Below are 25069 nucleotides of genomic sequence, written 5' to 3'. Positions count from 1 at the left end.
CATCCCGCGGAATCAGACGTCGTACCACCACGAACCGGCGAGCCGCCCCGAGCCCACCAGCACCGACGGCCCCCGCAGCCACGCCGAACCACGCTCGATACCGACCGTGACCTCCCCGCCCGGAACCCGCACCCGAACCTCCCCCGCATCGGAGTCGAGGTCGAAGCCCGCGTGCGCCAGCGCCGCAGCGGCCGCGGCGACGGTTCCCGTTCCACACGACCGCGTTTCGCCGACACCACGCTCGTAGACGCGCATATCCACCGCGCCGTCGCGCAGTGCCGTGAGGATCTCGATATTCACGCCCTGCGGGAACATCTCCGGGTCGAAACCCGGCGGCACGGCCAGATCCAGCTGCGCCAGGCCCGCGGCGGTCAGCTCGGGATCCACGCAGGCCAGGTGCGGATTCCCGACATCGATGCCGAGCCCGGACAGCCCATGCCCGCCGATCGTCGCCGTGGATTTCCCGAGTCGGCGGACCGGGCCCATGGCGACGGTGACATCGCCGTGCACGGCGTCGGCGGAGTGCACGGTGACCGGTCGCGCGCCCGCACGGCTGCCGACGACGAACTCGTCGCGCTTGTCCATCCCGGTCGCGACCAGGAAGTGGGCGAATACCCGAGTGCCGTTACCGCACATCTCGGCGATCGACCCGTCGGCATTGCGGTAGTCCATGAACCAGTCGTCGGCGGCGACGCCCTCGGGCAGGGCCTCCAGCACGCCGTTCTCGAGGAGCGCCCCGGACCGGGCGACCCGCAGCACACCGTCGGCGCCGATGCCGCGCCGCCGGTCGCACAGCGCCGCCACCCGCTCGGCGGGCAGCTCCAGCCAGGCGTCCGGATCGGGCAGCACGACGAAATCGTTCTGGGTGCCATGGCCTTTGGTGAATTCGATATCGGCCAGGCTCTCCCGCGGTTCGATCCGCTCGGTCATCTCCACCGTCCTCACAACATTCGCCACCGCCGGAAGATTTCGTCCACGGCCGACGCGACCGCGCACGGGGTGTGCAGAGTCAGGACACGTCGGCGATCACCACGATCGTCGCATCCGCGAAATCGTGCCCGCCCACCGGCACGCGACCAGTCCTGGACCACTGCGTCATGGCTGATCACTGCCGGGCGCGTTCCTCGTCGCCGGGCGCGCCGGTGGCCACCAGCGCCAGGGCCGCATCGGTCAAGTTGGGGTCGGCGCCGTCCAGCCAGTGGACGCGGGGGTCGCGGCGGAACCAGGAGCGTTGGCGGCGGACGTAGCGGCGGGTGCCGATGAGGGTGCGTTCCTGCGCGTGTTGCAGGTCGTATTCGCCGTCCAGGTATGCCAGGACCTGGGCGTAGCCGATGGCGCGGCGGGCGGTCTGGCCCTCGCGCAGGCCGCGCTCGAGCAGCCCGCGTACCTCGTCGACCAGGCCCAGCCGGAACATCGTCGCGGTGCGCTGCTCGATGCGCACGTCCAGTTCGGCGGTCTCGCGGTCGACGCCGAGAATAACTGTCCCCCAACGAGGTTCGCCGATCTGCGGCTGCGAGGCCGCGAACGGCCGACCGGTCAGCTCGACGACCTCCAGGGCGCGCACGAGGCGACGCCCGTCGGTGGGCAGGATGGTGGCCGCCGCCACCGGATCGGCCTCCCGCAGCGCGGCATGCACCGCGGCCACTCCCTCGGCCGCGAGCAGCGCCTCCCACTTCTCCCGCACCCGGGGGTCGGTGGCCGGGAACTCCCAGTTGTCCAGCAGCGCTTGGACATACATCATCGAGCCGCCGACGATCACCGGCGTGCGCCCGCGCGCCATGATGTCCTCGACATCGGCGGTGGCGGTGCGCTGATAGGCCGCGACGGTGGCGGTCTCGGTGACCTCCAGTACATCGAGCTGATGGTGCGGGATGCCGCGGCGTTGTGCCACAGGCAGTTTCGCGGTGCCGATATCCATGCCGCGATACAGCTGCATGGCGTCGATGTTGACGATCTCGCCGTCGAGCCGCTGCGCGAGATCCAGTGCCAGATCGGACTTTCCGGTGGCGGTCGGGCCGACCACCGCGATCGGCGTGATCGTCACGAGGCCGCCCGCCACACGCTGACCTGATAGCCGACGCCGAAAGGCGCTGCCGCGTATCGGGTTTCGACGTCCGGGTCGTCTCCGTCGGCCGTGAACAGTCCGGCCAGCACCTGATAGGCGGCGCGGCCGCGCGCCTCGATCTCCGCGCACAGCCCGGGGTCCAGCGCCGCCAGCGCGGCGCGGTCGCCCGCGGCCAGTGCCGTGTCGATGCGCTGCTGCACGCCCTCGGCCCGCGGGTCCAGATAACCGGGTGCGCGTGTCGACAGCGTGGCGGCGCCGTCGGCCACCACCAGCACACCGCACGGCTCGGCGGTGGCGTCCATCTCCTTGCGCAGCGTCGCGCCGAGGTCCAGGCACCGCTGCGGATCCGCCGCCGCGGCGACGATCCGCGCCCGCGCCACCGCGTCGGCGGCCACCTGCCCGCGCAACCACGCCCCGATCAGCGCCGCCAGGGGAAGATCGGGGTCCGGGGTGGTGTGCGCGGAGCCCGACAGCGCGACGCGCACGTCCGCGCCGAACCCGCGAAATGTGCCGACCACGTCCGGCCCGATCACCCGGTCCTCGTCGCCGACCCCCACCACCGTCCACCGCCGCGCCTGCGCCGCCAGCGACCGTCCGGCGCCCATGACGGCCTCGCGCAGCACCGGAACCTCCGCCGCCGGATGGTCCGCGCCGACATCCGGCAGCCCACCGCACAGTTCGGGGACCAATACGGGTGGCGACGGAATCAGCACGGCGACGCGGAACACGGCTCCACCGTAGCGACATCGTGTGATCCGGCGAATGTCCGCTCGCCCACGCCCGGCGGTACGGGATGGCGCCACGCCGCGATACATCTGACGCGGGGGTGTCGGCCAGGGGCGGCACGATGAACGGACAAGGGAACATTGCGACCACGCGATATCGATCGCCGCCACAGCGGCGAACAAGCCGACAGCCACGGAAAGCCCGGTAAACGAACCGCACCCCGGACAGCGACGTTCCCCGGCAGGCGGCCGCAACCCGGCACGCCGGACGGCGCCCCGGCTGATTCCACGCACGACCGCCGCCCCGGCAGCACGCCGGACAGCGACCGACCGCTTCCCGGCACGACCACCATCTCCCGGCACGCCGGACAGCGACCCGACCGTTCCCCCGCACGACCACCATCCCCCGGCACGCCGGACAGCGACCCGGCCGTTCCCCCGCACGACCATCATCCCCCGGCACGTGAGCTGGGTGGGAGCGGGATCGGCGCGGGGCAAAGCCACACACCGTAACGCGCGGTCGGGCCCTCAGCAACCCGTCCGTGTCGCGCCACCGTCGGCAAGACACGGCAAATCCGTCGGCTGCCTGGTTGAATGGGATGAGCTAGGGCGTAACCAGGCAGCCGTGACGCGCGGCAGGGACGAGGAGCGATGACCGAGAACAATGGCACCGAGAAGGCTATCCACCCGGACCCCGGCGCGTCGAAGCCGCGGCCCACTCCCGCCGATGCCGCCAAGCCCGGCCCCACGCCACGCCCGTCCGGCGTGCCCAAGCCGGGCACGCGTAAACCCGAATCCCCCAAACCCCATGCGGTCAAACCTGCCCCGGGCCCCGCGCAGGAGCATCCGCACCCGGTGGTCGTCCCCACGGTGAGCGATCCGAGCAAGTGGGGCCGGGTCGACGAGGACGGCACGGCGTGGGTCAAGACCGCCGACGGCGAGCGCGTCGTCGGCTCCTGGCAGGCCGGTGACGCCGCCGAGGGCCTGGCCCACTTCGGCCGCCGCTTCGATGATCTGGCCACCGAGGTCGCCCTCCTGGAGGCGCGGCTGGCCGCCGGTACCGACGCCCGCAAGACCAAGGCGTCCGCGCTGGCACTTGCCGAATCGTTGCCGACAGCGGCGGTGATCGGCGATGTCGACGGCCTGGCCCGGCGCCTGCAGGCGATCATGGAGCACTCCGACGAGGCCGCGGCGCACGCCAAGGAGGAGAAGGAACGCACCCGCCACGAGCAGACCGAGCGCAAGGAGACGCTGTGCGCGGAGGCCGAGCAGATCGCGGCGGAGTCCACCCAGTGGAAGGCCGCGGGTGACCGGCTGCGCGAAATCCTCGACGAGTGGAAGACCATCCGCGGCGTGGACCGCAAGGTCGACGACGCGCTGTGGCGCCGGTTCTCCAAGGCGCGGGAGGCGTTCAATCGCCGGCGCGGCGCGCACTTCGCCGAACTCGACCGGGAGCGGGCCGCGGCCAAGACGCGCAAGGAGGAGCTGTGCGTGCGCGCCGAGGAGCTGTCCGGTTCCACCGACTGGGTGGGCACCGCCGCGGTCTTCCGAGAGCTGCTGACCGAGTGGAAGGCCGCCGGTCGCGCCCCGCGTGAGGCCGACGAGCAGCTGTGGCGCCGCTTCAAGAGCGCGCAGGACGTGTTCTTCGCCGCCCGCAATGCCGCCGCCTCCGAGCGCGATGCCGAATTCGAGCAGAACGCGGCCGCCAAGGAGGAGCTGCTGCGCCAGTACGAGGACAAGATCCCCGCGCAGCTCGATCCCGATTCCGCGGCCCTCGACTCCGCCCGCACGGCACTGCGCGAGCTGCAGGACAAGTGGGACGCCATCGGCAAGGTCCCGCGCGAGCGCATTCAGGAGCTGGAGGGCAAGCTGCGCGCGGTGGAGCGGCGGGTCCGCGAGGCCGTCGATACGCAGTGGCGGCGCACCGATCCGGAGGCGGTGGCCCGCGCCGCCCAGTTCCGGGAGCGGGTGGCGCAGTTCGAGGAGCAGGCCGCCAAGGCCCGCGCGGCCGGTCGCACCCGCGACGAGGAGAAGGCCCTCGAGCAGGCCAAGCAGTGGCGCGAGTGGGCGGAGGCGGCCGAGGGCGCGGTCACCCGGCGCTGACTATTCCGGTAATCGCCCTAGAACGCTGAGTGCATCAGCCCCACACGGCCCAACCGTTTTCCTGCATCTGGTGCGAAAAGACTTGCGCCGCTACTGCTCGTCCTCGGGGTCGTTGCCGCGGAGCCAGGTGCGGTCGTGCTTTTCTCGTTCGGCGGCGGCTTGGCGGCGTTGTTCTTCGGCTTCCAGGTGGAGGGCGGTGCGGCTCCAGACGACCTTGATCCAGTGGAAGGTCAGGATGATGATCGCGAGGGTGGCGAGGATCAGGCCGATGCCGGGGCCCGCGCCCTCGTAGTTGCCCAGGCCGGGGGTTTGGCGGTGCCAGATCGACAGCACGCCGAAGACGCTGGCGATGGCGGAGCCGGCGACCGCGATCCAGGCCAGCACCCAGCGGCGGGTGACCAGCGCCAGGGATGAGAAGCCGATGCCGAAGACGACGACGAACCACTCGAAGACCCGCGACGGCAGCCCGATGTGCTCGGCCTGGGCGGTGGCGTCGTAGAGCAGCACGTCCAGCCCGCGCGCGGCGCCGGCGTGCGGCAGCACCAGCGACAGCAGCAGCACGAATACCGACACCGCGACCACCATGGCGCGCGTGCCCGGGTCGATCTCCCCCGCGATCTTGCGCTCGACCGCCTCGAGGTCGTCGCGGAACTCTTCGAATACCTTCGTCTCGGCCGGGTTCATCTGCTCCTCGTTCGGCTCGGAGGATTGCCGGTCCGCTGAGTCGTCCGCGGACGCGGAGGCGCTGCCCGCCGAGATACTACCGGCCGTCGTACCGACGGTGTCCGGTCGGTCGGACGGTCGCGGACCGCTGCCGATCTCCGCGCCAGCCCCTGCACCCGTTGTCCCGGCATCGGCGCTGCCGGTCTCCCCCGCCGCCCGCGCACTGCGGCGCCCCTGCGCCGAATCTTCACGCTCGGCCGCCGAATCACCCCGCCGTGCCTCGTCTTCGCCGCGATCAACCACCGGTCACCACCGCTTCGTCGCCGTATCGGATTGTCCTACGTGCACATTCACCGTAGTCCGCCCCCGAGTCAGGGATGCGCCGCGCCTGCCGGTCGACCCGATTGTTATGTGCCGCAACCGGAGTCGCAGCCCGAGGCGACGGCGACGGGCTCCGGGGCGCCGATGGTCGGGATGCCCAGTCCTACGCCGATGGGGGCGGTTTTGGGGGTGATGCCGCGTTCGTGGGCGTCTCCGGCGCGGGTGCGGCGGTGGGTGTGGACGGGGCTGTCGGCGATCAGGTGGTGCGGTGCGGCGCCGGTGATGTCGACGGTGACGATGTCGCCGGGGCGGATGGTGTTGTCGGCGGGCGGGCGGAAGTGCACGAGGCGGCCGTCGCGGGCGCGGCCGCTCATCCGGGCGGTCGCGGCGTTCTTCTTGCCCGCGCCCTCGGCGACGAGCAGTTCGACCTCGGTGCCGATCAGCGCCCGGTTGGCCGCCAGCGACACCTCCTCCTGCAGCGCGACGAGCCGGTCGTAGCGCTCCTGCACCACGGCCTTGGGCACCTGGTCGGCCATCGTCGCGGCCGGGGTGCCGGGCCGGATCGAGTACTGGAAGGTGAAGGCGCTGGTGAACCGCGCCTGCCGCACCACATCCAGGGTCTCCTGGAAATCCTCCTCGGTCTCTCCCGGGAAGCCGACGATGATGTCGGTGGTGATGGCCGCGTGCGGCATGGCGGCGCGCACCTTCTCGATGATCCCGAGATAGCGCGCCTTGCGGTAGGAGCGCCGCATCGCCTTGAGGACGCGATCGGAGCCGGACTGCAGCGGCATGTGCAGCTGCGGGCACACGTTCGGCGTCTCGGCCATCGCCTCGATGACATCGTCGGTGAACTCCGCCGGATGCGGCGAGGTGAACCGGACCCGCTCCAGGCCGTCGATACTTCCGCAGGCGCGCAACAGCTTGGCGAACGCGCCACGATCGCGATGCTCGCCCGCATCGGCGAAGTTCACGCCGTAGGAATTGACGTTCTGCCCGAGCAGCGTCACCTCCAGCACGCCCTGATCGACCAGCGCCTGCACCTCGGCGAGCACATCACCCGGACGCCGGTCCACCTCCTTGCCGCGCAGCGACGGCACGATGCAGAAGGTGCAGGTGTTGTTGCAGCCCACCGAGATCGACACCCACCCCGCATAGGCGGACTCCCGCTTGGCGGGCAGCGTCGACGGGAACGCCTCGAGCGATTCCAGGATCTCGACCTGCGCCTGCTCGTTGTGCCGCGCGCGCTCCAGCAGCACCGGCAGCGACCCGATGTTGTGGGTGCCGAACACGACGTCCACCCACGGCGCCTTGCGCACCACGGTGTCGCGGTCCTTCTGCGCCAGGCAGCCGCCGACGGCGATCTGCATCCCCGGCCGCTCGGCCTTGACCGGCGCCAGATGCCCCAGCGTGCCGTAGAGCTTGTTGTCGGCGTTCTCGCGCACCGCGCAGGTGTTGAACACGACCAGATCCGCGGTCGCCCCCGGCGCGGCCTTGACGTATCCGGCGTCTTCGAGCAGGCCCGACAGCCGTTCGGAGTCGTGCACGTTCATCTGGCAGCCGTAGGTGCGCACCTCGTAGGTCCGCCCCGGCTCGGTGCCGTCGGCAGCACGTACTCCAACCTGCGTAGACGAATTCACCCGTCCAGGGTATCGGCTGGCGGAAATCCCGGAACGACCCCGCCGACCTGCGGCTGAGCGGGCGTGATACGGATCACCGATGTCAAGCGATGGTTAAAGGCTGAAGGCGACGGCGCGACGCATCCGCGAATATTGCGCATTTCCAGCAGTTTCGCTTTAGGGTCTGTCCATGACCGACGCTGCCGACGCAACACCCGGCACTGCCACCGAGCCGACCACCACCCCCACCGCCGATGCGCCGCCCATGATCTCGATGCGCGACGTGGACAAGCACTTCGGCGATCTGCACGTACTGCAGGACATCAATCTCGAGGTGCCCAAGGGGCAGGTCGTGATCGTCCTGGGTCCGTCCGGATCCGGTAAGTCGACGCTGTGCCGCACCATCAACCGCCTCGAGCCGATCGACTCCGGCACCATCGCCATCGACGGCGTCGAGCTGCCCGCCGAGGGCCGCGGCCTGGCCAAGCTGCGCGCCGATGTCGGGATGGTGTTCCAGTCGTTCAACCTGTTCGCCCACAAGACCATCCTCGAGAACGTGATGCTGGCGCCGGTCAAGGTGCGCCGCATCGATAAGAAGCAGGCGCGCGAGAAGGCGATGCAGCTGCTGGAGCGGGTCGGCATCGCCAACCAGGCCGAGAAGTATCCCGCCCAGCTGTCCGGCGGGCAGCAGCAGCGCGTCGCGATCGCCCGCGCGCTGGCGATGAACCCCAAGGTGATGCTGTTCGACGAGCCCACCTCCGCGCTCGACCCGGAGATGGTCAACGAGGTGCTCGAGGTGATGGTGTCGCTGGCCAAGGAGGGGATGACCATGCTCGTGGTCACCCATGAGATGGGCTTCGCCCGCCGTGCCGGCGACCGGGTGTTGTTCATGGCCGACGGCCTGATCGTCGAGGACAGCGATCCGGAAACGTTCTTCAGCGCGCCGAAATCCGAGCGCGCCAAGGACTTCCTCGGCAAGATCTTGAGTCACTGACCGGTGACGATTACCCCTGGTACTGCATCAAGAGAGGGAAACAGATGAGGATCACCCGTGCGCTGCAATTCGGCATAGGCGCCCTGGCCGTCGCGGTCGTCGCGGCAGGCTGTGGTGGCGGCAGTTCCAAGACTGCCTCCGAGCACGCCGCCGACGGCAAGCTCACCATCGGCATCAAATACGACCAGCCCGGCATGGGGCTGCGCACCAAGGACGGCACGTTCTCCGGATTCGACGTCGACGTCGCCAAGTACGTCGCGGGCAAGATGGGCGTCGCGGAGGACAAGATCACGTTCAAGGAGGCGCCCACGCCGCAGCGCGAGACGCTGATCCAGAACGGGCAGGTCGATTTCGTCGTCGGCACCTACTCGATCACCGACCAGCGCAAGGAAAAGGTCGACTTCGCCGGGCCGTACTACATCGCCGGGCAGGGCCTGCTGGTGCGCTCGGACAACACCTCCGTCACCGGGCCCGAATCGCTGACCGGCGGCAAGAAGCTGTGCTCGGTCAAGGGTTCCACCCCCGCGCAGAACATCCAGAAGAAGTACGCCAACGACGTGCAGCTGCAGGAGTACGACACCTACGCGCTGTGCGTGGAGGCGCTGAAGTCGAATGCCGTCGACGCGCTGACCACCGACGACATCATCCTCGCGGGCTTCGCCGCGCAGAACCCGGGCCAGCTGAAGCTGGTGGGCAAGCCGTTCACCACCGAGAAGTACGGCATCGGCGTGAAGAAGGGCGATACGGAGTCGCGCGGCAAGATCAACGACGCCATCGAGGCGATGGTCAACGACGGCGCGTGGAAGGCCGCGATCGACAAGAACTTCGCGGGCACCGGCTTCGAACCGGCCGCGCCGCCGCAGGTCGACCGGTACTGATTCCACTTCGAACGAGGGGCGATCTCTCCGGGATCGCCCCTCGCCCCAACAGATTCACCCCATGACGATCGGAGGGACACGTCCGCCGTGTTCGACTTGATCTCCCGATACCAAGACCAGTTGCTCGACGCATTCTGGATGACCATCAAGCTGACCCTGCTGTCGGCTGTCGGGGCGCTGGTCCTCGGCACCATCGTGGCCGCCATGCGGGTCTCGCCGGTGCCGGTGGCACGCTGGGTCGGCACGGCGTACGTGACCATCTTCCGCAATACGCCGCTGACGCTGATCCTGGTGTTCTGCTCGCTCGGTGTCTACACCACCCTCGGCGTCAAGCTGGCCAGCGAGAGCCGCGGGCTGGACTTCCTGCCCACCAACAACTTTCGCTTCGCCGTGCTCGGATTGTCCATCTACACAGCGGCTTTCGTCTGTGAATCGATCAGGTCGGGCATCAATACGGTGCCGATGGGGCAGTCCGAGGCGGGGCGCTCGCTCGGTCTGACCTTCGGCCAGAACCTGCGCTATATCGTGCTGCCGCAGGCATTCCGGTCGGTGATCGCGCCGCTGGGCAGCGTGCTGATCGCCCTGACCAAGAACTCCACCATCGCCGCGGCGATCGGTGTGGCCGAGGCCGCCCTGCTGATGGCGGAGATGATCGAGACCGAGGCCGACGTGCTCGCCATCGGTGCGATCTTCGCCCTCGGCTTCGTGATCCTGACTCTGCCCACCGGATTCGTCTTCGGTTGGCTGGCACAGAAATTCGAGGTGAAGCGATGAGCTCGGGTGCCTCCGTCCTCTTCGACGCGCCCGGGCCGAAGGCGCGTCTCCGGCACAACCTCTACTCGGTGCTCGTGGCCGCGATCATCATCGCGGCAGGCTGGCTGGTCATCGATGCCCTGGGCAACAAGGGCCAGCTCACCGCCGAGAAGTGGAAGCCGTTCGTGGACGCGGAGGTGTGGGAGACCTACATCCTGCCGGGTCTGCGCGGCACCATCGTGGCGGCCGTGTTGTCGATCGTGTTCGCGCTGGTGATCGGCGTGGTCTTCGGTCTGCTGCGGCTGTCGGACCATCGCAGCGTGCGGATCGTGGCGGGTGCGATCGTCGAGTTCGCCCGCGCCATCCCGGTGCTGATCCTGATGATCTTCCTGTACGCGGTGATCGCCAAGTACGACCTCACCGATTCCGGTCAGTACGCGCTGACCGCGGTGGTGATCGCGCTGACGGTCTACAACGGCTCGGTCATCGCCGAGATCGTGCGCTCGGGTATCCGGTCGCTGCCCAAGGGCCAGTCCGAGGCGGCGGTGGCGCTGGGCATGCGCAAGGTCCAGCTGATGCGGATGATCCTGCTGCCGCAGGCGATCACCGCGATGCTGCCCGCGATCGTGTCGCAGATGGTGGTGGCGCTGAAGGATACGGCGCTCGGCTATCAGATCACCTACCAGGAGATCGTGCGGCAGGGCCAGCAGCTCGGCGCGGCCGAGCAGAACACCGTGCCGTCGCTGATCGTCGTCGCCGTCATCATGATCGCGCTGAACTGGTCGCTGACCAGCTTCGCCACCTGGCTGGAGCGCCGCCTGCGGTCGCGCAAGAAGGGACGTGCGGTCGTTCCGGCCGCCGCGGCCCTCACCGATGCCGCGCCCGGCATGGATCTGACCAAGTCGCGGTAGTTCCGGTTCGACAAGACAGCCGCTGCCGGTTTCGGCGGCGGCTGTCGTCGTCTCCGCGGCCGTGCGGTGCCGCCGCGGCGGATCGTGGACGCGGGTTGGGCAGCAGATTCGGCGAAGTCGTTCGGCGCGGCGGATTCGCTGCAAGAATTTCGATCGACGTGTCGATCCGGGGACCGCTCGTTCGACGTCTGGGTGAGCGGGTCGATCGGCGACCCGGATTCGAAGGAGCGGACCCATGAAATACATGCTGATCATGCGCACCACCGACGAGGCGCTCGAGGCGGCCGAGGACATTCCGTTCGAGGAGGTCATCGAGTCGATGGGCCGGTACAACGAGGAGCTGGTCAAGGCCGGTGTGGTGGTGGCCGGTGAGGGCCTGGCGCCCGCCGAGGAGGGCTGCGTGGTCGACTTCTCCGGCGAGCCCCCGCTGGTGACCGACGGCCCCTACGGCGAGACCAAGGAGCTGTTCGCGGGCTTCTGGATCCTCGACGTCGCCTCGAAGGAGGAGGCCGTCGAGTGGGCGAAGCGAGCGCCGCTCGAGGCGGGTTCGAAGATCGAGGTGCGCCGCGTGCCCGGCGTCGAGGAATTCCCGCAGGACAACGAGTGGATCCAGAAGGAGAAGGGCTGGCGCGAGGACCTCGCGAACAAGAGCTGACCCGATGACCGGGGCCGGGGCGGAGGAGTCTGCGCGGCGTTCGGTGGCGGCGGTGTGGCGCATCGAATCCGCCCGGATCGTCGCGACACTCACGCGGATGGTGGGCGATTTCGGATTCGCGGAGGATCTGGCGCAGGAGGCGTTGGCGGAGGCGCTCGCGCGGTGGCCCGCCTCGGGGGTTCCGGCGAATCCGGGGGCATGGCTGACGACGGTTGCCAAACGCCGAGCCATCGACGGTTGGCGGCGCCGCGAGCGCCATGACGAACGGCTGGCCGTACTCGCGCGCGATCTCGTGACGGAGTCCGAAATACCTTGGGACCCGGACGATATCGACGACGACGTGCTGCGGCTGGTCTTCGTCGCCTGCCACCCGGTGCTGTCCCGGCAGGCGCAGGTCGCGCTGACCCTGCGCGTGATCGGCGGCCTGTCGAGCGAGGCGGTCGCGCGCGCGTGCCTGGTGCCCGTCACCACCGTGCAGCAGCGCATCGTGCGGGCGAAGAAAACCCTTGCGGCGGCGAAGGTTCCGTTCGAGGTGCCGGAGCGGACGGAATTCACCGAGCGGCTCGCCGGAGTCCTCGGCGTGCTGTACCTGATGTTCAACGAGGGCCACACCGCGACCTCGGGCCCGGACTGGATGCGGCCGGAGCTGAGCCGCGAGGCCATCCGGCTCGCCCGCATCCTGGCGGAGCTGGTGCCCTCGGAGCCCGAGGCGCACGGCCTGGTCGCGCTCATGGAACTCACGGCCGCCCGCTTCCCGGCCCGGCTCGATGCCGACGGCGAACCCGTGCTGCTCGCCGACCAGGACCGCCGCCGCTGGGATCGCGGGCTGATCGCGCACGGACGCACCGCCCTGGCCCGCGCCGACGCGCTCGGCCGCGGCCGCCGGGCCTACGCCCTGCAGGCCGCGATCGCCGAATGCCACGCGGTCGCGCCCTCGGTCGACGACACCGACTGGGACCGCATCGTGCTGCTCTACGAGGCGCTCGCGCGCCTGACCCCCTCCCCCGTCGTGGAACTCAACCGCGCCGTCGCCATCGCCATGTCCCGCGGTCCGGCCCCCGCGCTGCGCATCGTCGACGAGCTGGTCGCCGGGGGAACTCTCGCCAATTACCACCCGCTGTACGCCACCCGCGGCGAATTGCTCGCCCGGCTCGGCCGGGCCGAGGAAGCTCGCGCCGAATACACCGCGGCAGCACGACTCACCGGCAACCGGTCCGAACGCGATGTGCTTCTGAGGAAGGCGGCGGCCTTCGACTGAGCCCCCGGGCACGGGCGGTCGTTGGTTTGCGTTCGTGGTGAGCACAAGTCTGGTTCGGCGGGTGTGCGGGGCGCAGTCTGTGGGTGCGCTGCTTCCCGGCCGACGGGTTACGCCACTCCCGGTGGCCGGGGAGCGGTCGTCCACCGGCCCACCTCGCACCCGTTGTCCGGTCAGCTGAACCGGCGGCCCGTCATCAGTCGTGCGGCGAGCAAGGCCTGGCGGAGGTGCCCGGTCATGCCCTGTGCGGACAGCGCCATCGACCACACGGTCGTCGTGGTGTCGCGCTGGGGATTCCTGCCCGCGAACTGCGCGTCCAGCCAGTCGCCGACGATCGGCGCCGCGATGACGGCCAGCGATATGTGGCCGCTGAGGCGGTCGCGGACGTAACGCACCTGCGTGCCGCCCGCTCGATATCGCGCCACGTGTTCATCGATGGCGGCGGCGGGGACGATGAAGTCGTTCACGCCTTGCACGATGAACATCGGAAAACCCGGTGACCGGTCGCCGGGCCGGACCTCGGCGAGGGCGGCGCGGACCTCCGGATGGGCCAGCAGTTCGGTCAGGCCGGTGCCGTCGTCGCTGAGCCGGGTGGCGGCGCCGCGCAGCACGATCGGAATGGTCGCGGCGAATTCGGCATAGGCGAGCAGGTCGAGGAACCCGGGGCTGAAGCGCGGGCGAATCCGGTCCAGATCCGGATAGGCGCGGCCCAGTCCGGCCAGGCACAGGGCGACCAGGCCACTGGCGGCCGCCCCGCTCACCCGGCGGTTCAGCTGGGCCACGGCACGGGTCGGATCGCCCACCGGGGAGCCCGCGAACCCAGCGACAATGCCGAGTTCCGGAGCGTATTCGGCGGCCAGCTCCGCCGCCCAGGAGGTGGCCAGGCCGCCCCCGGAATACCCCCACAGCCCGATCGGCGCCGCGGGATCCAGGCTCGCCGGGGCGAACGACAACGCCGCGCGGAGCCCGTCGAGGATGCGGTAGCCCGGCTCCCGGGGCACCCCGAAGCGGCCGCGGGTGCCGACGTGATCGGGGACCGACAGCGCCCAGCCGCGAGCCAGCGCACCCGCGATGATCAGCAGCTCGAACTGCGGAACCGAGCCGAGGGCGTGGGCGCCGCGGCGCAGCGCGTAGGACGGAAGGCATTTGGGCGCAACGGCATCGATGGCACATTGGTAGGACACCACCGGCCGCGCGACGGCAGGGTCGGCGTCCCACGGCAGCAGAACGGTCGTCACCGTCGCCTCCGCGGCACCGTCCAGATCGCTGGTCCGGTACAGCAATTGCCACGCCCGCACCCGTTGCGGCACCCGCCCGAACAGCGCCACCTCGACCCGGCGCGACCGCAGGACCGCGCCCGGACGGTAACCGTCGAGCGCCTCCGGCGGTCCGTAGAACGGATCCACCTCCGGGCGCAGCGTCCGAGCCGGTATCGATTCCGGATCGGTTGCGGGCTCATCGATATCGGCGACAAGGCTCATACGGCTTCCTTCCGCCCATCCACAAGCATGCCTCCCTTTTCCCGACGCCCTTGCACAGGCGCGTCCTTCCCCGACACCCCCGCATAGGCGCGCCCCCTTCCCAATGTGCTGGCGTAGGCGCGCCCACTTCCCGGCACCCCCGCACAGGCGCGGCCCCTTCCCGGCACCCTCGCATAGGCGCGGCCCCTTCCCGACGTGATGGCGTAGGCGCGCCTCCTTTCCCGGCACCCTTGCACAGCTGCGCCCCCTTTCCCGGCGTGCTTTTGGCCGGGATCCACTACACGCCGCGATTCCGAACCGCACGCGATGACGGTGAGAGTTCCACGATAGATCGCCAGCTGAGCTGAACGCATTGGCCAGCAAGATAATTCGCGGGACCCCTACTCGACTGTCGGCGATCGCGGCGGCGGACTACCCAGCGGTCCGTTCGCCAGGAAGGTGAGGTAGCTAGGGCAGCCGGGTCGATCATGATGGTCTGCGCGCCGATCCGCCGCTTCAGGGCGCGTGGTAGGTAGTGGCGCGGAAAACTGCCCGGCGCCACCGCGATTCGCAGGCGGTGACCGGCGCGCAGCAGCGCCTCGGTCGGGTTGATCTCGATGTCGAGATCGCAGGAGGTGCCGGGCACCAGCGGCGGGGCGGTCTCGGCGCGCAGAGTTCGCCTCGGAATCGCCACGGTCCTCACCCGCCGAACTTCGGACTCGTAACTGGCACGCTCCAGGTAGATCCTCGGACCATCATCCCAACCCCACCCTCGTACACACGAACCTCCAATATCCCCCCGGAAACTCGAATATCCTTGTGCGCCATTCCATCCCAACTCCTTATAGTCGTCGGTAAGGCAGCCCGGCGCCGAGTCCGACGGTAGGACGCGGCGATATGTGGTCGTCGGGTGGAAGACCGCTCGGCCCGAAACGGTCGAGATTCCGCACCTGCTCCACATACCGATCGCGGAACAAGCGCTGGTAGTCTCCGGCGCGGTCATGATCGGGCAGCTCTGTCCGACAACCGCGTGGTGACGGTGGAGGGGCACCGCAGAGCTGACAATCGCGCAACCGCGGGAGATTTCGCTCTACGGCCGCCTACTCGACAGGCTGTCCAGGCGACCGGCGACCGGCGAGAAGGCACGCACCCTGATTCGAACCGCGCTGGAGAAGCGAAGCGAGTGATTGTCCTCGGATCCGCTAACTGCCGGACTCGGTGGCGGCCAGTTCCGCCTTGACCACCGTGTAGGCCGTGGACTGGCTGTAGCCGCGGCGGGCCAGCATGCCGACCAGGCGGCGGATCGCCTTGTCGCGGTCGAGGTTTGGGGGCATGGTGCGGAGTTTGCGGCGGACCAGGTCGGTGGCGGTGTCGTAGTCGTCCGCAGGGGCGTGTCCGACGACATCGTCATGCCCATCGGTGGTTGCTTGTCCGTCGGGAGTGGCGTAATCCTCGGCGGTGGAGAGGTTTTCGGTGGTGGCAGATGCCGCGGTGACAGGCCGCGACGCGGTACCGCGGCGGCGTGCCGAATTCTCCTGCCCCTCGGCGAATTCGATATCCGACAGTTCCGTTTTCACTACCGCGTATGCCGTGCCGGAGTTGTATCCGCGGCGGGCCAGCATGCCGACCAGGCGGCCGATTGCCTTGTCGCGGGTCAGGTCCGGGGGTAGCGATTTGAGTTTGCGGCGGACCAGGTCGGCGGCGCGGGTGTGCTCGTCCTCGGCGGTGACCGAGGCGAGGGCGGATTCGGCGTCGGCGGGGGCCACGCCCTTGCGGCGCAGTTCCTGGGCGATCGCCTTCTTGCCCTTGCCGGAGTAGGTGTGCCGGGAGTGCACCCATTGTTCGGCGAAGGCGGCATCGTCGATGAGCCCCACCTCCGCGAGCCGATTCAGGGCCCGCTCGGCGACATCGGAAGTAAATCCCTTGGCCGCCAGCTTGTCTGCCAATTCGGAACGGCTCCGCGCCCGATCCGTCAGCAACCGCAGACACACATCCTTGGCCTGCGCCTCGGTGCCACCGCCCGCGGGCTCCGAATCGGACTTCTCCGTACGACGCCTGCGGCCACGGCGACGACCCCGGCCGTCCGCGTCCTCGACAGGCTCGCCCGCGCGCCGATCGGGTGGCCCGGCGGCCTCGACGGCTCCGAGCAAGCCCGCCTCGGTCATCTGATCGAGTGCTCGCTGGACGATATCGGCCGCAAATCCGTTCGCGGCCAACGCCTCCACCAGCTCGTCCCGGCCGTACGCGCGATCGGCCACTAGGCGAATACCGAGGTTCTCGGCCTGCGTCTCGGTGCCGTCCTGGTGGCACGCGTCCGACTTCGCGCGCCTCGGCCGACGCTGCCTCCGCGCAGAGTCGGAGGACCGGCCCCCGCCCTCCACCTGCTCCAACTGTCGGCGCAGCCGCTCCACCGCCTCGAGCCGAGTCGCGCCGGGGTCCTGCACAGGTGGCTCGGACCCCGGCGCTTCCCGGTCCGGCATCGGCTAGAAGTCGACGGGTGCCTCGGCACCCGCGTCTGCGGTGACGTCTGCTCCGATGCCAAGCTTCTCTTTGATCTTCTTCTCGATCTCGTCGCGCACGTCGTGGTTCTCCAGCAGGAACTTGCGCGCGTTCTCCTTGCCCTGGCCGAGCTGGTCGCCCTCGTAGGTGTACCAGGAGCCGGACTTGCGGACGAAGCCGTGCTCGACACCCATATCGATGAGCGAGCCCTCCTTGGAGATGCCGTGGCCGTAGAGAATGTCGAACTCGGCCTGCTTGAACGGCGGCGAGACCTTGTTCTTGACGACCTTGACGCGGGTGCGGTTGCCGACCGCGTCGCTGCCGTCCTTGAGCGTCTCGATGCGGCGCACGTCCAGCCGTACCGAGGCGTAGAACTTCAGCGCCTTACCGCCCGTGGTGGTCTCGGGCGAGCCGAACATGACGCCGATCTTCTCGCGCAGCTGGTTGATGAAGATGGCGGTGGTGCCGGAGTTGTTGAGCGCGCTGGTCATCTTGCGCAGCGCCTGGCTCATCAGGCGGGCCTGCAGGCCGACGTGGCTGTCGCCCATCTCGCCCTCGATCTCGGCGCGCGGCACCAGCGCGGCCACCGAGTCGATGACGATGATGTCGATGGCGCCGGAGCGGACCAGCATGTCGGCGATCTCGAGCGCCTGCTCGCCGGTGTCGGGCTGGGAGACCAGCAGCGCGTCGGTGTCGACGCCGAGCTTGCGGGCGTAGTCGGGATCGAGCGCGTGCTCGGCGTCGATGAACGCCGCGACGCCGCCGGCGGCCTGCGCATTGGCGACCGCGTGCAGGGCGACGGTGGTCTTACCCGAGGACTCCGGGCCGTAGACCTCGATGATCCGGCCGCGCGGCAGGCCGCCGAGGCCCAGCGCCACATCCAGCGCGATCGACCCCGTGGGGATCACCGAGATGGGCTGGCGCGCTTCCTCGCCCAGGCGCATCACGGCGCCCTTGCCGAAGCTCTTCTCGACCTGCGCCAGTGCGAGTTCGAGCGCCTTGTCGCGGTCGTAAGCCTGTGGTGCCATCGTCTGGTTCCCCTTCTGGACGGGTACGTCTCGTTATGTGGTTGGCGCCCACGTTAGAGGGCGGCACCGACAAGTTCTGTCGCACAGCTTAGACGAACACGTGTTCGAGGCAAGCGACGCGCCCAACGATTCGCCTATCCGCGGTTCGGCGGCGGCACCAGGGTCACCTGGCCGGTGTGCAGCAGCGCCTCGGCCTGTTTGAATACGCGCAGGGCGGGGGTGATCTCGATATCGGTGATACCGTCCAGCGCGCCCAGCCGTTCGGTGACGTACCGGTACAGATGCGCCGTGTCGCGGCAGACCACCGACACCACCATATTGGTCGCCCCGGTCGTGGCCGCGACGAAGGTCGTCTCGCGATGGGTCGCCAGCGCCCGGCCCACCGCATCCAGCTCACCGGGGCGCACGCGCAGCCACAGCATCCCGCGCGTCGCATAGCCCATCCGCTCGATCGCGAAGTCCATGTCGAAATACAGCACGCCCGCCTGCTCCAGCTCGGCCATCCGGCGCGCGGCTCGTGTTGCGCTCCACCCGGTTTCGGCCGCCAGCCGAGCATAGGAGGCCCGCCCGTCGCGGGCCAGCAGGGCCAGCATCGCCTCGTCGGCGGGCGACAGGTCGACCGTCCCGTCCGGCCCGCCGTCGCCGATGCGGGCGCGTTCGGGACCCAGCTCCTCCCGCTGCCGCGCGCTGAGCAGGCGGCTGTAGCGCGGCCACTCCTCGTCGGGCGGGAACCGGTGCATGATCTCGTAGGCCGACAGCCTGACGACCTGGCTGGCCCGCGGCAGGGTGTGCAGCAGCAGGCGGTCCCGGTCTTCGATCGTCCGCGGCCGGCTCACGCACGTCACCTCCGACCCCGTCGACAGCAGCGACACCCAGCCGACATCCGACAGCCGCGCCAGCGATTCGGCCAGCCGCAGCGCCTTGTCGGGTGTCGACTGCAGCCGCAGCATCCACCGGGTGCTCCCCAGCGGTACCGCGCTGAACGCCCCCGTGACGTGCAGCATGCCGCGCCGGCGCAGCGACCGGTAGCGCCGCGCCACGGTCTGCTCGGAGACGCCGAGGATCGCCGCGAGCCGCGCGAACGGGATGCGGGGGTCGGTGACCAGGCCGTGCACGATCTGCTTGTCGAGCAGATCGAGTACGGAGGATTCATCGATCTCTTCAGTGACCATAGGTGGAATCCAACGCGGATGAGCGGATGGGTAGGTGGATATTCAAGCATGTCGCACGCTTGGCGTCGATATCGTTCGCCCACATCTGGAGGTCGCCATGCGGAAATGGCTCCCCTTGTTCGCGGCGTGCCTCGGCACGCTGATGCTGCTCATCGACGTCACCATCGTGAACGTGGCGCTGCCCGACATCGCCGCCGATCTCGGCACCGGGCTGTCCGGCCTGCAGTGGGTCGTGGACGGCTATGCGCTGGCGCTGGCGGCACTGCTGCTGGTGTTCGGGGCGCTGGCCGACCGGATCGGCGCGAAGCCCACCTATCTGGCCGGGTCGGCCGTCTTCGCCGTCGCCTCGCTGGCCTGCGGGATCGCCCAGACCTCGGCGATTCTCGTTGCCGCACGGGCATGTCAGGGCATCGGCGGCGCGGCCATGTTCGCGACCACGCTGTCGCTGCTGCACGCCACCTACACCGGGCGCGACCGCGGTGTCGCCTTCGGCGCCTGGGGTGCGGTGGCGGGTGCGGCCGCCGGTATCGGCGTCGTGCTCGGCGGGGTGCTGACCGACCTGCTGTCGTGGCGCTGGATCTTCTTCGTGAACCTGCCGATCGCCGTGGTGGCGATCGCGTTGTCCGCCTTGGTGTTCGGGCCGTCGGCGCGGCATGCCGAGCGCCGGGTCGACGTGGCCGGGATGGTGGCGTTCGCGGCGGCGGCGACGGCGGTCACCTACGGCGTCATCCGCGCCGGGGAACATGGCTGGACCGACGCGCAGGCGATCGCGTCGCTGCTCGCCGGGGCGGTCGCGGTCCTGGCGTTCGCCGTGGTCGAATCGCGCAGTGCGGCACCGATGTTCCCGCTGTCGCTGCTGCGCCACCGCGAGTTCGGCGCCACGCTGATCGCGGCCACCGGGTTCAATTTCGCGGCCTTCGCGGCCAGCCCGCTGATCTCGCTGTGGCTGCAGCAGCAGCTGCATCTGACGGCGCTGCAGGCCGGGCTGTCCATGCTGCCGATGGCGGCGACCGCGTTCGCGGTATCGGGGATCTGCGGCCGGTTGCTGCACGATCTCGCCCCGGAGTGGACCATCGGCGGCGGTCTCGTCGTGATCGGCGTGGGCACCGGCCTGCTCGCACTCATCGACAGCGGATCGTCGTGGACCGCACTGCTGCTAGGCTACATCGTGGTCGGCGCGGGGGTCGGCGTCATGGCGCCGGCGCTGGTGGCGGTCGGGATGGCGGCGGTGCCGCCGCAGCAGAGCGGTACCGCCGCGGGCGCGGTCAACTCCGCCCGGCAGCTGGGTCTGGCGCTGGGAGTCGCGGTGCTGGGCACGGTCTTTCGCAGCGCGGCGGGAGACGGCCCCCGAATGACGTTGCCGCGGTTCGTCACCGGGCTCGACGCGGCGGTACTGGTGGCGAGCGCGGTAGGAATCGTGCTCGGACTCATCGCCTTCGCCCTGTTCCACCGGCGCACGCCAGCCTCGGAACCCGATATCACCGAGCGCGAGGTTGTCGTCGCGTGAACCACGAGCGACCGGGTGCTACTCACACCGCCGGATTGACCGGGGAGAGTTCCGCCGGGCCCCAGCGCAGCGGTCCGGCGTCGGCGATCTCGACGACCTCGGCGATCGTGAACTCGATGGCGCATTGCGCGCCGGGGGCGGATCCCGTGTCCTCCCAGAGGATTTCCGCGGTGCCGGTGAGTTGCAGCGTCGCGCCGGTGCGCCAATCCGGCACGAGCAACCCGCACCGGGGGTCGGTGGCGATGTTGCCCAGGGTCATGAACATGGAGTTGCCGCGATAGTCCGGCCAGCGCAGCCGGGTCGGCGAAAGTACCTGCAGGAAGCCGGGATTGCCGCCGCGGTGGGAGGCATCGGCATTGCCCTCGGGATCCTGGGTGCCGACGAAGAACGTGTCCGCCGCCGAAATCGCCTGCCGCTGCCGGGGATCCAGCTCCGGCGAGCGGCGGGCCTCTCCCGGCAGTACCGGCCGGAACTCCTCGATCGCGCGGCGCGAGATGTACTTCGGGCAATTCGAATACACCTGGTCGGTGGTGATGCGAATGCCGGTGCCGGTGGGCGCCGCGGTGCCGTTGATCCGCATCCGGCGGCGGCGCTGCGGTTGCAGGGCGATCATCCCGACCTTCCGATCCGTGCGCAACGGCTCGGCCAGCGGATCCCCCGGCACCGGATGGGCGTCGACGATCACGGTGCGGGCATCGGCGGCCTGCGCGAATCCGGGCAGGCCGACGAGCTGGCTCGCCCACATCCGGCCCGCGTCGTCGGCCGCCGCGACGACGACCATCGGCTGCTCGGCCAGGAACGCCGCGGCCACATCGGGAATCTCGGGGCGGATCATGCGGCCGACCCGCCCGGCGGTGTCGTCCTGCCCCATGCGCCGCTGCACGGCCAGTTCGCCGGAATGAAAAACAGTGCTCACGATCGCCTCCTGCGCCATCTGGATCCAGCACGGGACCGGCGCGAACCGATCCCGTGCCCAGCCTCGAACCTGCCCCTGCGGTGGGACACCGCACGGGCTCAGAAGAATCCGCAGGTCGGTGCGGCGCCGCTCGGCGCCGGTGCGGATTCCGCGCCGCGGGGCGCGTAGACCTCGAGCCGGATGCCGTCGGGATCGCTGAAGAAGATGCCGCCGGAGGACGCGCCCTCCCCGTGCGCCACGACACCGTCGTGCGCGAAGGTCACCGCCAGTTCCTTCAGTACCGACTCCACGGCCCGGACCTCGTCGAGGGTGTCGACCTGGAACGAAAGATGATGCAGTCCAGGCGTTTTCGGTGAGAACTCACCGTCGCTCTGCTGCCACAGCGTCAGCCGCAGCTGCCCGTCGGCGCCCAGAAACGCATAGCGCTGTTCACCGTCGCCGGCGCCGAGCTGCTCGAAACCCAGTGCGCGCCGGTAGAAGTCCACCGAGCGGTCCAGGTCGGTGACGTTGAGTCCGATGTGGCCCGTGGCGAGCTGGGGTGCGGTCATGGCGATCCTCCCGGAATCATTAACCATCGTTATTTGTTTTGACGGTTAGAACATAGAGCGACGACCGCCCTCTGGTCAACCCTCTAAATAAATTTAGGTGGTTAGACTGGTGAGGGTCGTACGGCGCCCACGGGAAGGTGGTTAACCTCAGGCATGCTCGATCCACGCCCGCACGTCGGCGAACCGCTCGCCGTGGACCTGTTGAACACGCGGTGGGTGGCGGCCGGCGAGCCGCAGGACCTGCTCACCGACGTGACGGGCCTGCGTACCTGGCTGGCCACGAACGACCTCGCCGACCGCTGCCCCGCCGACGAGAAGACGCTGCGGGCGCTGGTGACCGTCCGCGAGGCCATCCGGCGCGTCGTCCACGGCGAATCGATCGAGGAACTGAACCGGGTGCTCGACCACGGCCGCATCCGCCGCACCCTGACCGCCGAGGGGCCCGCCGACCGGGCCGACGTGCCGAAACCCGAATGGCTGCCCGCGTGGCTGGCCGCCGACAACCTGCTCCATCTGCTGGCCGAGACCCCGGGGCGGATCAAGCAGTGCGCGCACCCGCAGTGCGTCCTGTATTTCTACGACACGTCGAAAAACGGTGCGCGACGCTGGCATTCGATGGCGACCTGCGGCAATCGCGCCAAGGCCGCCCGCCACTACGCCAGGAAGACCTGACTCACCAACGCGTGCGCGGGACGTCGAACTCGGCGCACAGCGCACGCCACACGTCGCGGGGATCGACACCGGCCTCGATGGCCTGCGCGCCGGTACGCCCGCCCATGGACGGCAGCACGTGATCGGTCAGCAGGGAGTCGCCGCGCACCACCCCGAACTCGGCGTGCAACATTTCCCGGAAGTCAGTCAATCGCACCGGGCCGAGGGTACCTGCCGCGAATCATCGAGCGCGTGCCGTGTCCAGTACCCGGTGGCAGATCTCGATCGGGTCGGCGACCTCGGCCTCGGTCGCCGCGGCGGATTGCGCCGCCTCCCGGAACGACGGCTCGTCGAGCACGCGCCGCACCGCCGCCCGCACCGCTTCGCCGGTGAACGGGCGCACCACGATCGAACTCCCTTGCCGGGCAGCGCGATTGGCCAGTTCCCACTGGTCGCCCCCGCCGGGAATCGTCACGATCGGCAGCCCGGCCAGCAGGGATTTCGCCAGCAGGCCGTGCCCGCCGCCCCCGACGACCACATCGGCATGCCGCAGCAGCTCGTCCTGACGGCCCAAACCCGCTGTGGCCCATGCCGGTACGTTCTCCGGCGGGGTGTGGATCATCGATACCGCCGCCCGCACACCGGCGCCGTCGAGCGCCTGCAGCACGCCCTCGGCCATGTTCTGCACGCCCGTATGTGCCGTCGAAGGCGCCACCATGACCAGGGGTTCGTCGCCCGGCGGCAGCGGGAGCACATCGTCGGTCGGCTCCCACAGCAGCGGGCCCACCACGTGCGCATCCTCCGGCCAGTCCGGCCGCGGCAGCTCCAGGGCGGGCAGCGTCGCGATCAGCCGCGCGTGCGGGCCGGGATCGGTGTCGGGCAGGCCCACGCTCGCCCGCGCCGCGCCGCGCTGCCGCTCCCCGCGCTGGATCGCCCGGGCGGTCATGCCGCGCAGCACCGCATCCCGGGCCCGGCCGCGCAAACCCTCGCCCGGCGCGAGCCCACTTCCGATGGGAGGCAACGCCTTCGACGGCAGGTACAGCGGATGCGGGGACAGCTCCACCCACGGCACCCCCAGCCGTTCGGCGGCCATGCCACCGCCGGCCGTGAGGATGTCCGACACCACCAGTTCGGGCAGCATCGCGCTCAACTCGGGGAGGATCTCGGTGGAGATGTGCGCGGCGCGCTCGTGGATGCGCCGCCCGGCGTCGCCGTCGTCCTCGTCCGGGCGCGGCGCCAGCCCCTTCAGCCGCCGCACCCCGATCCCCGCCGCGCGGGCGGCGTCGAACCAGACGGGCGCGGTGAACAGCACCGGTTCGTCGCCCGCCGCGAGAAAACGCAGGCACAGCGCGATAGCCGGAAACGCATGACCGGGGTCCGGGCCCGCGACGACAGCCACTCGCATGAGCCCCAGGGTGCCACATCCGGGCCCCGGACCCGCGCCGGACTACGTGATGGCCCGCGCCGCGTCGACCACCCGGACGAGCGCCGAGTCGCCGGATCACTAGCCCGCGAAGTAGTACAGCTCGAAGCCGACGGCCCGCTCGGCCGCGAATCCCTCCTGCGGCGCGGTCGTCATCTCGATCACGGCGCGGGCCTGGTCGGCGACCGGTTCGGGACTCAGCGCGGACAGGTAACGATCATGGGCGGCAAGGGATTCCACCGCCACCTCGACGGTGTCGGTCACGTCGACAGCGTGGGTGGCGACCGGCGCCAGGACCGCGGCCCAGCGCGGCGACCAGATCGGCAGGTCGGCCAGTTCGGGGAAGATCCACTCGTTGCCCGCGTCCGAGACCGCGTCCAGGCCCGCCCGGCCGACCGCGCGGTGATCGGCGCTGTTGGCGAAGCCGGAACCCCACTGGTCGCCGAAATAGGACAGCACCACCATCTCCGGCCGGTGCCGCCGGATCGCCGCCGCCAGATCCCGCCGCAGCGCCAGCGATTCCTCGATCCGGCCGTCGGGATAGCCCAGGAACTCCACCTCCGAAACCCCGACCACCTTCGCCGAGGCGATCTCCTCCGCCTCCCGCAGCGGGCCGGATTCGGCGGGCGGCAGTCCCGCGATCCCGGCCTCTCCGCTGGTGACCAGCACGTACCGGATGTCCTTGCCCTGCCGGGTCCACCGCGCGACGGCGGCCGCCGCGCCATATTCGATGTCGTCGGGGTGCGCGACGATCACCAGGCCGCGTTGCCAGTCCTCGGGTAGCTGCTCCATACCGCCATTGAAACAGCCCCGGGCAACATGTCCGAACGGTTCGACCAGACGAATGCGGGCCCCCCCGGCTCTCGACCCGCCCGCCCCCCACAACCCGCGCCAAGGGGCGGGAAAACATATCCCCCCCCGCCAAT

At 69.9% G+C, this 25069-nt stretch carries 23 protein-coding genes and 2 pseudogenes; 9 read left to right on the top strand and 16 right to left on the bottom strand.

The features are described 5' to 3' along the window. Positions 1 to 12 precede the first annotated feature (12 nt). The 3 genes from dapF to QH290_RS01795 form a co-directional block, all read right to left on the bottom strand. Positions 13 to 891: a diaminopimelate epimerase gene (gene dapF / locus QH290_RS01805; RefSeq protein ID WP_280381785.1), complete on the bottom strand. Its 879-nt coding sequence runs from the start codon at positions 889 to 891 to the stop codon at positions 13 to 15. Positions 892 to 1105: 214 nt separating this feature from the next. After that, positions 1106 to 2044 (bottom strand): tRNA (adenosine(37)-N6)-dimethylallyltransferase MiaA, encoded by a 939-nt coding sequence (gene miaA, locus QH290_RS01800; RefSeq protein ID WP_280381781.1) that lies wholly within the window; start codon positions 2042 to 2044, stop codon positions 1106 to 1108. Then, positions 2041 to 2793, bottom strand: a complete 753-nt coding sequence (locus QH290_RS01795) for a class III extradiol ring-cleavage dioxygenase family protein (RefSeq protein WP_280381780.1) — start codon at positions 2791 to 2793, stop codon at positions 2041 to 2043. The genes miaA and QH290_RS01795 overlap by 4 nt, the downstream gene beginning before the upstream one ends. A gap of 648 nt (positions 2794 to 3441) precedes the next feature. Here QH290_RS01795 and QH290_RS01790 point away from each other — a divergent pair. Next, positions 3442 to 4893: a DUF349 domain-containing protein gene (locus QH290_RS01790; protein ID WP_280267246.1), complete on the top strand. Its 1452-nt coding sequence runs from the start codon at positions 3442 to 3444 to the stop codon at positions 4891 to 4893. A gap of 90 nt (positions 4894 to 4983) precedes the next feature. Here QH290_RS01790 and QH290_RS01785 read toward each other — a convergent pair whose 3' ends face one another. Beyond that, entirely contained in the window at positions 4984 to 5577 is a 594-nt protein-coding gene (locus QH290_RS01785) for an Rv2732c family membrane protein (RefSeq protein ID WP_280267251.1), read from the bottom strand. A 386-nt stretch (positions 5578 to 5963) separates the two neighbouring features. Then, positions 5964 to 7514, bottom strand: coding sequence for a tRNA (N6-isopentenyl adenosine(37)-C2)-methylthiotransferase MiaB (gene miaB, locus QH290_RS01780; protein WP_280267245.1), 1551 nt, complete (start codon positions 7512 to 7514; stop codon positions 5964 to 5966). Between the two features lie 244 nt (positions 7515 to 7758). Between miaB and QH290_RS01775 the strand changes: the two genes are divergently transcribed. The 6 genes from QH290_RS01775 (at position 7759) to QH290_RS01750 (ending at position 12942) form a co-directional block, all read left to right on the top strand. Then, positions 7759 to 8487, top strand: a complete 729-nt coding sequence (locus QH290_RS01775; RefSeq protein ID WP_280267250.1) for an amino acid ABC transporter ATP-binding protein — start codon at positions 7759 to 7761, stop codon at positions 8485 to 8487. A 44-nt stretch (positions 8488 to 8531) separates the two neighbouring features. After that, entirely contained in the window at positions 8532 to 9365 is an 834-nt protein-coding gene (locus QH290_RS01770; RefSeq protein WP_280267244.1) for a glutamate ABC transporter substrate-binding protein, read from the top strand. An 87-nt stretch (positions 9366 to 9452) separates the two neighbouring features. Beyond that, positions 9453 to 10139, top strand: coding sequence for an amino acid ABC transporter permease (locus tag QH290_RS01765; protein ID WP_280267243.1), 687 nt, complete (start codon positions 9453 to 9455; stop codon positions 10137 to 10139). After that, positions 10136 to 11029 carry an amino acid ABC transporter permease gene (locus QH290_RS01760; protein ID WP_280381779.1) on the top strand — a complete coding sequence of 298 codons (894 nt, stop codon included), beginning with the start codon at positions 10136 to 10138 and terminating at the stop codon, positions 11027 to 11029. Before QH290_RS01765 ends, QH290_RS01760 begins: the two co-directional genes overlap by 4 nt. A gap of 235 nt (positions 11030 to 11264) precedes the next feature. Next, positions 11265 to 11684, top strand: a complete 420-nt coding sequence (locus QH290_RS01755) for a YciI family protein (protein WP_280269633.1) — start codon at positions 11265 to 11267, stop codon at positions 11682 to 11684. Positions 11685 to 11688: 4 nt separating this feature from the next. Continuing rightward, on the top strand, positions 11689 to 12942 hold the full coding sequence (locus tag QH290_RS01750; protein WP_280381778.1) for an RNA polymerase sigma factor: 1254 nt from the start codon (positions 11689 to 11691) through the stop codon (positions 12940 to 12942). Between the two features lie 170 nt (positions 12943 to 13112). Here the strand turns inward: QH290_RS01750 and QH290_RS01745 are convergent, their stop codons facing one another. The 6 genes and pseudogenes from QH290_RS01745 to QH290_RS01720 all read right to left on the bottom strand — a co-directional run bounded on the left by QH290_RS01745 (position 13113) and on the right by QH290_RS01720 (position 19098). Beyond that, a complete protein-coding gene (locus QH290_RS01745; protein ID WP_280381777.1) occupies positions 13113 to 14420 on the bottom strand; it encodes a lipase family protein in 1308 nt (435 codons plus the stop codon). A gap of 277 nt (positions 14421 to 14697) precedes the next feature. Beyond that, positions 14698 to 15093 carry a CocE/NonD family hydrolase C-terminal non-catalytic domain-containing protein gene (locus QH290_RS01740; protein WP_280381776.1) on the bottom strand — a complete coding sequence of 132 codons (396 nt, stop codon included), beginning with the start codon at positions 15091 to 15093 and terminating at the stop codon, positions 14698 to 14700. Positions 15094 to 15601: 508 nt separating this feature from the next. Beyond that, positions 15602 to 15772: pseudogene (locus tag QH290_RS01735) on the bottom strand (recombination regulator RecX); the annotation flags it as partial. A gap of 177 nt (positions 15773 to 15949) precedes the next feature. Then, a pseudogene (gene recX / locus QH290_RS01730) lies at positions 15950 to 16564 on the bottom strand (recombination regulator RecX); the annotation flags it as partial. 318 nt (positions 16565 to 16882) lie between these two features. After that, positions 16883 to 17926: a recombinase RecA gene (recA, locus tag QH290_RS01725; RefSeq protein ID WP_068032606.1), complete on the bottom strand. Its 1044-nt coding sequence runs from the start codon at positions 17924 to 17926 to the stop codon at positions 16883 to 16885. Between the two features lie 134 nt (positions 17927 to 18060). After that, positions 18061 to 19098, bottom strand: coding sequence for an AsnC family transcriptional regulator (locus tag QH290_RS01720; protein WP_280269630.1), 1038 nt, complete (start codon positions 19096 to 19098; stop codon positions 18061 to 18063). Between the two features lie 97 nt (positions 19099 to 19195). Here QH290_RS01720 and QH290_RS01715 point away from each other — a divergent pair, with 97 nt between their 5' ends. Continuing rightward, entirely contained in the window at positions 19196 to 20605 is a 1410-nt protein-coding gene (locus QH290_RS01715; protein WP_280381775.1) for an MFS transporter, read from the top strand. 22 nt (positions 20606 to 20627) lie between these two features. Here QH290_RS01715 and QH290_RS01710 read toward each other — a convergent pair whose 3' ends face one another. Both QH290_RS01710 and QH290_RS01705 read right to left on the bottom strand, forming a co-directional pair. Next, positions 20628 to 21476: a pyridoxamine 5'-phosphate oxidase family protein gene (locus tag QH290_RS01710; protein WP_280381784.1), complete on the bottom strand. Its 849-nt coding sequence runs from the start codon at positions 21474 to 21476 to the stop codon at positions 20628 to 20630. A 143-nt stretch (positions 21477 to 21619) separates the two neighbouring features. Beyond that, positions 21620 to 22069 (bottom strand): VOC family protein, encoded by a 450-nt coding sequence (locus tag QH290_RS01705; protein WP_280270064.1) that lies wholly within the window; start codon positions 22067 to 22069, stop codon positions 21620 to 21622. Positions 22070 to 22222: 153 nt separating this feature from the next. Here QH290_RS01705 and QH290_RS01700 point away from each other — a divergent pair, with 153 nt between their 5' ends. Next, on the top strand, positions 22223 to 22741 hold the full coding sequence (locus QH290_RS01700) for a CGNR zinc finger domain-containing protein (RefSeq protein WP_280381774.1): 519 nt from the start codon (positions 22223 to 22225) through the stop codon (positions 22739 to 22741). 1 nt (position 22742) lies between these two features. Here the strand turns inward: QH290_RS01700 and QH290_RS01695 are convergent, their stop codons facing one another. The 3 genes from QH290_RS01695 to QH290_RS01685 all read right to left on the bottom strand — a co-directional run bounded on the left by QH290_RS01695 (position 22743) and on the right by QH290_RS01685 (position 24935). Next, a complete protein-coding gene (locus QH290_RS01695) occupies positions 22743 to 22937 on the bottom strand; it encodes a DUF3046 domain-containing protein (RefSeq protein ID WP_280270062.1) in 195 nt (64 codons plus the stop codon). Positions 22938 to 22961: 24 nt separating this feature from the next. Next, complete coding sequence (locus QH290_RS01690; protein ID WP_280381773.1) at positions 22962 to 24125, bottom strand: glycosyltransferase; 1164 nt, start codon at positions 24123 to 24125, stop codon at positions 22962 to 22964. Positions 24126 to 24224: 99 nt separating this feature from the next. Then, the gene (locus tag QH290_RS01685; RefSeq protein WP_280270065.1) at positions 24225 to 24935 is read right to left on the bottom strand and encodes a PIG-L deacetylase family protein; all 711 of its coding nucleotides are present in this window, start codon (positions 24933 to 24935) and stop codon (positions 24225 to 24227) included. Positions 24936 to 25069: the final 134 nt, after the last annotated feature.

Origin of the sequence: Nocardia wallacei (assembly GCF_029869545.1) — a bacterium.
Classification (GTDB): domain Bacteria; phylum Actinomycetota; class Actinomycetes; order Mycobacteriales; family Mycobacteriaceae; genus Nocardia; species Nocardia wallacei_A.
The sequence above is the reverse complement of the archived record's forward strand: the minus strand, read 5'-3'. Positions and strand labels throughout refer to the sequence as shown.

Coding starts and splice junctions, on each gene's coding strand:
- QH290_RS01790 (WP_280267246.1), top strand. CDS start 3,442: ATGACCGAGAACAATGGCACCGAGAAGGCTATCCACCCGGACCCCGGC.
- QH290_RS01785 (WP_280267251.1), bottom strand. CDS start 5,577: ATGAACCCGGCCGAGACGAAGGTATTCGAAGAGTTCCGCGACGACCTC.
- QH290_RS01775 (WP_280267250.1), top strand. CDS start 7,759: ATGATCTCGATGCGCGACGTGGACAAGCACTTCGGCGATCTGCACGTA.
- QH290_RS01770 (WP_280267244.1), top strand. CDS start 8,532: ATGAGGATCACCCGTGCGCTGCAATTCGGCATAGGCGCCCTGGCCGTC.
- QH290_RS01760 (WP_280381779.1), top strand. CDS start 10,136: ATGAGCTCGGGTGCCTCCGTCCTCTTCGACGCGCCCGGGCCGAAGGCG.
- QH290_RS01755 (WP_280269633.1), top strand. CDS start 11,265: ATGAAATACATGCTGATCATGCGCACCACCGACGAGGCGCTCGAGGCG.
- QH290_RS01750 (WP_280381778.1), top strand. CDS start 11,689: ATGACCGGGGCCGGGGCGGAGGAGTCTGCGCGGCGTTCGGTGGCGGCG.
- QH290_RS01745 (WP_280381777.1), bottom strand. CDS start 14,420: ATGAGCCTTGTCGCCGATATCGATGAGCCCGCAACCGATCCGGAATCG.
- recA (WP_068032606.1), bottom strand. CDS start 17,926: ATGGCACCACAGGCTTACGACCGCGACAAGGCGCTCGAACTCGCACTG.
- QH290_RS01720 (WP_280269630.1), bottom strand. CDS start 19,098: ATGGTCACTGAAGAGATCGATGAATCCTCCGTACTCGATCTGCTCGAC.
- QH290_RS01715 (WP_280381775.1), top strand. CDS start 19,196: ATGCGGAAATGGCTCCCCTTGTTCGCGGCGTGCCTCGGCACGCTGATG.
- QH290_RS01710 (WP_280381784.1), bottom strand. CDS start 21,476: ATGGGGCAGGACGACACCGCCGGGCGGGTCGGCCGCATGATCCGCCCC.
- QH290_RS01705 (WP_280270064.1), bottom strand. CDS start 22,069: ATGACCGCACCCCAGCTCGCCACGGGCCACATCGGACTCAACGTCACC.
- QH290_RS01700 (WP_280381774.1), top strand. CDS start 22,223: ATGCTCGATCCACGCCCGCACGTCGGCGAACCGCTCGCCGTGGACCTG.
- QH290_RS01690 (WP_280381773.1), bottom strand. CDS start 24,125: ATGCGAGTGGCTGTCGTCGCGGGCCCGGACCCCGGTCATGCGTTTCCG.
- QH290_RS01685 (WP_280270065.1), bottom strand. CDS start 24,935: ATGGAGCAGCTACCCGAGGACTGGCAACGCGGCCTGGTGATCGTCGCG.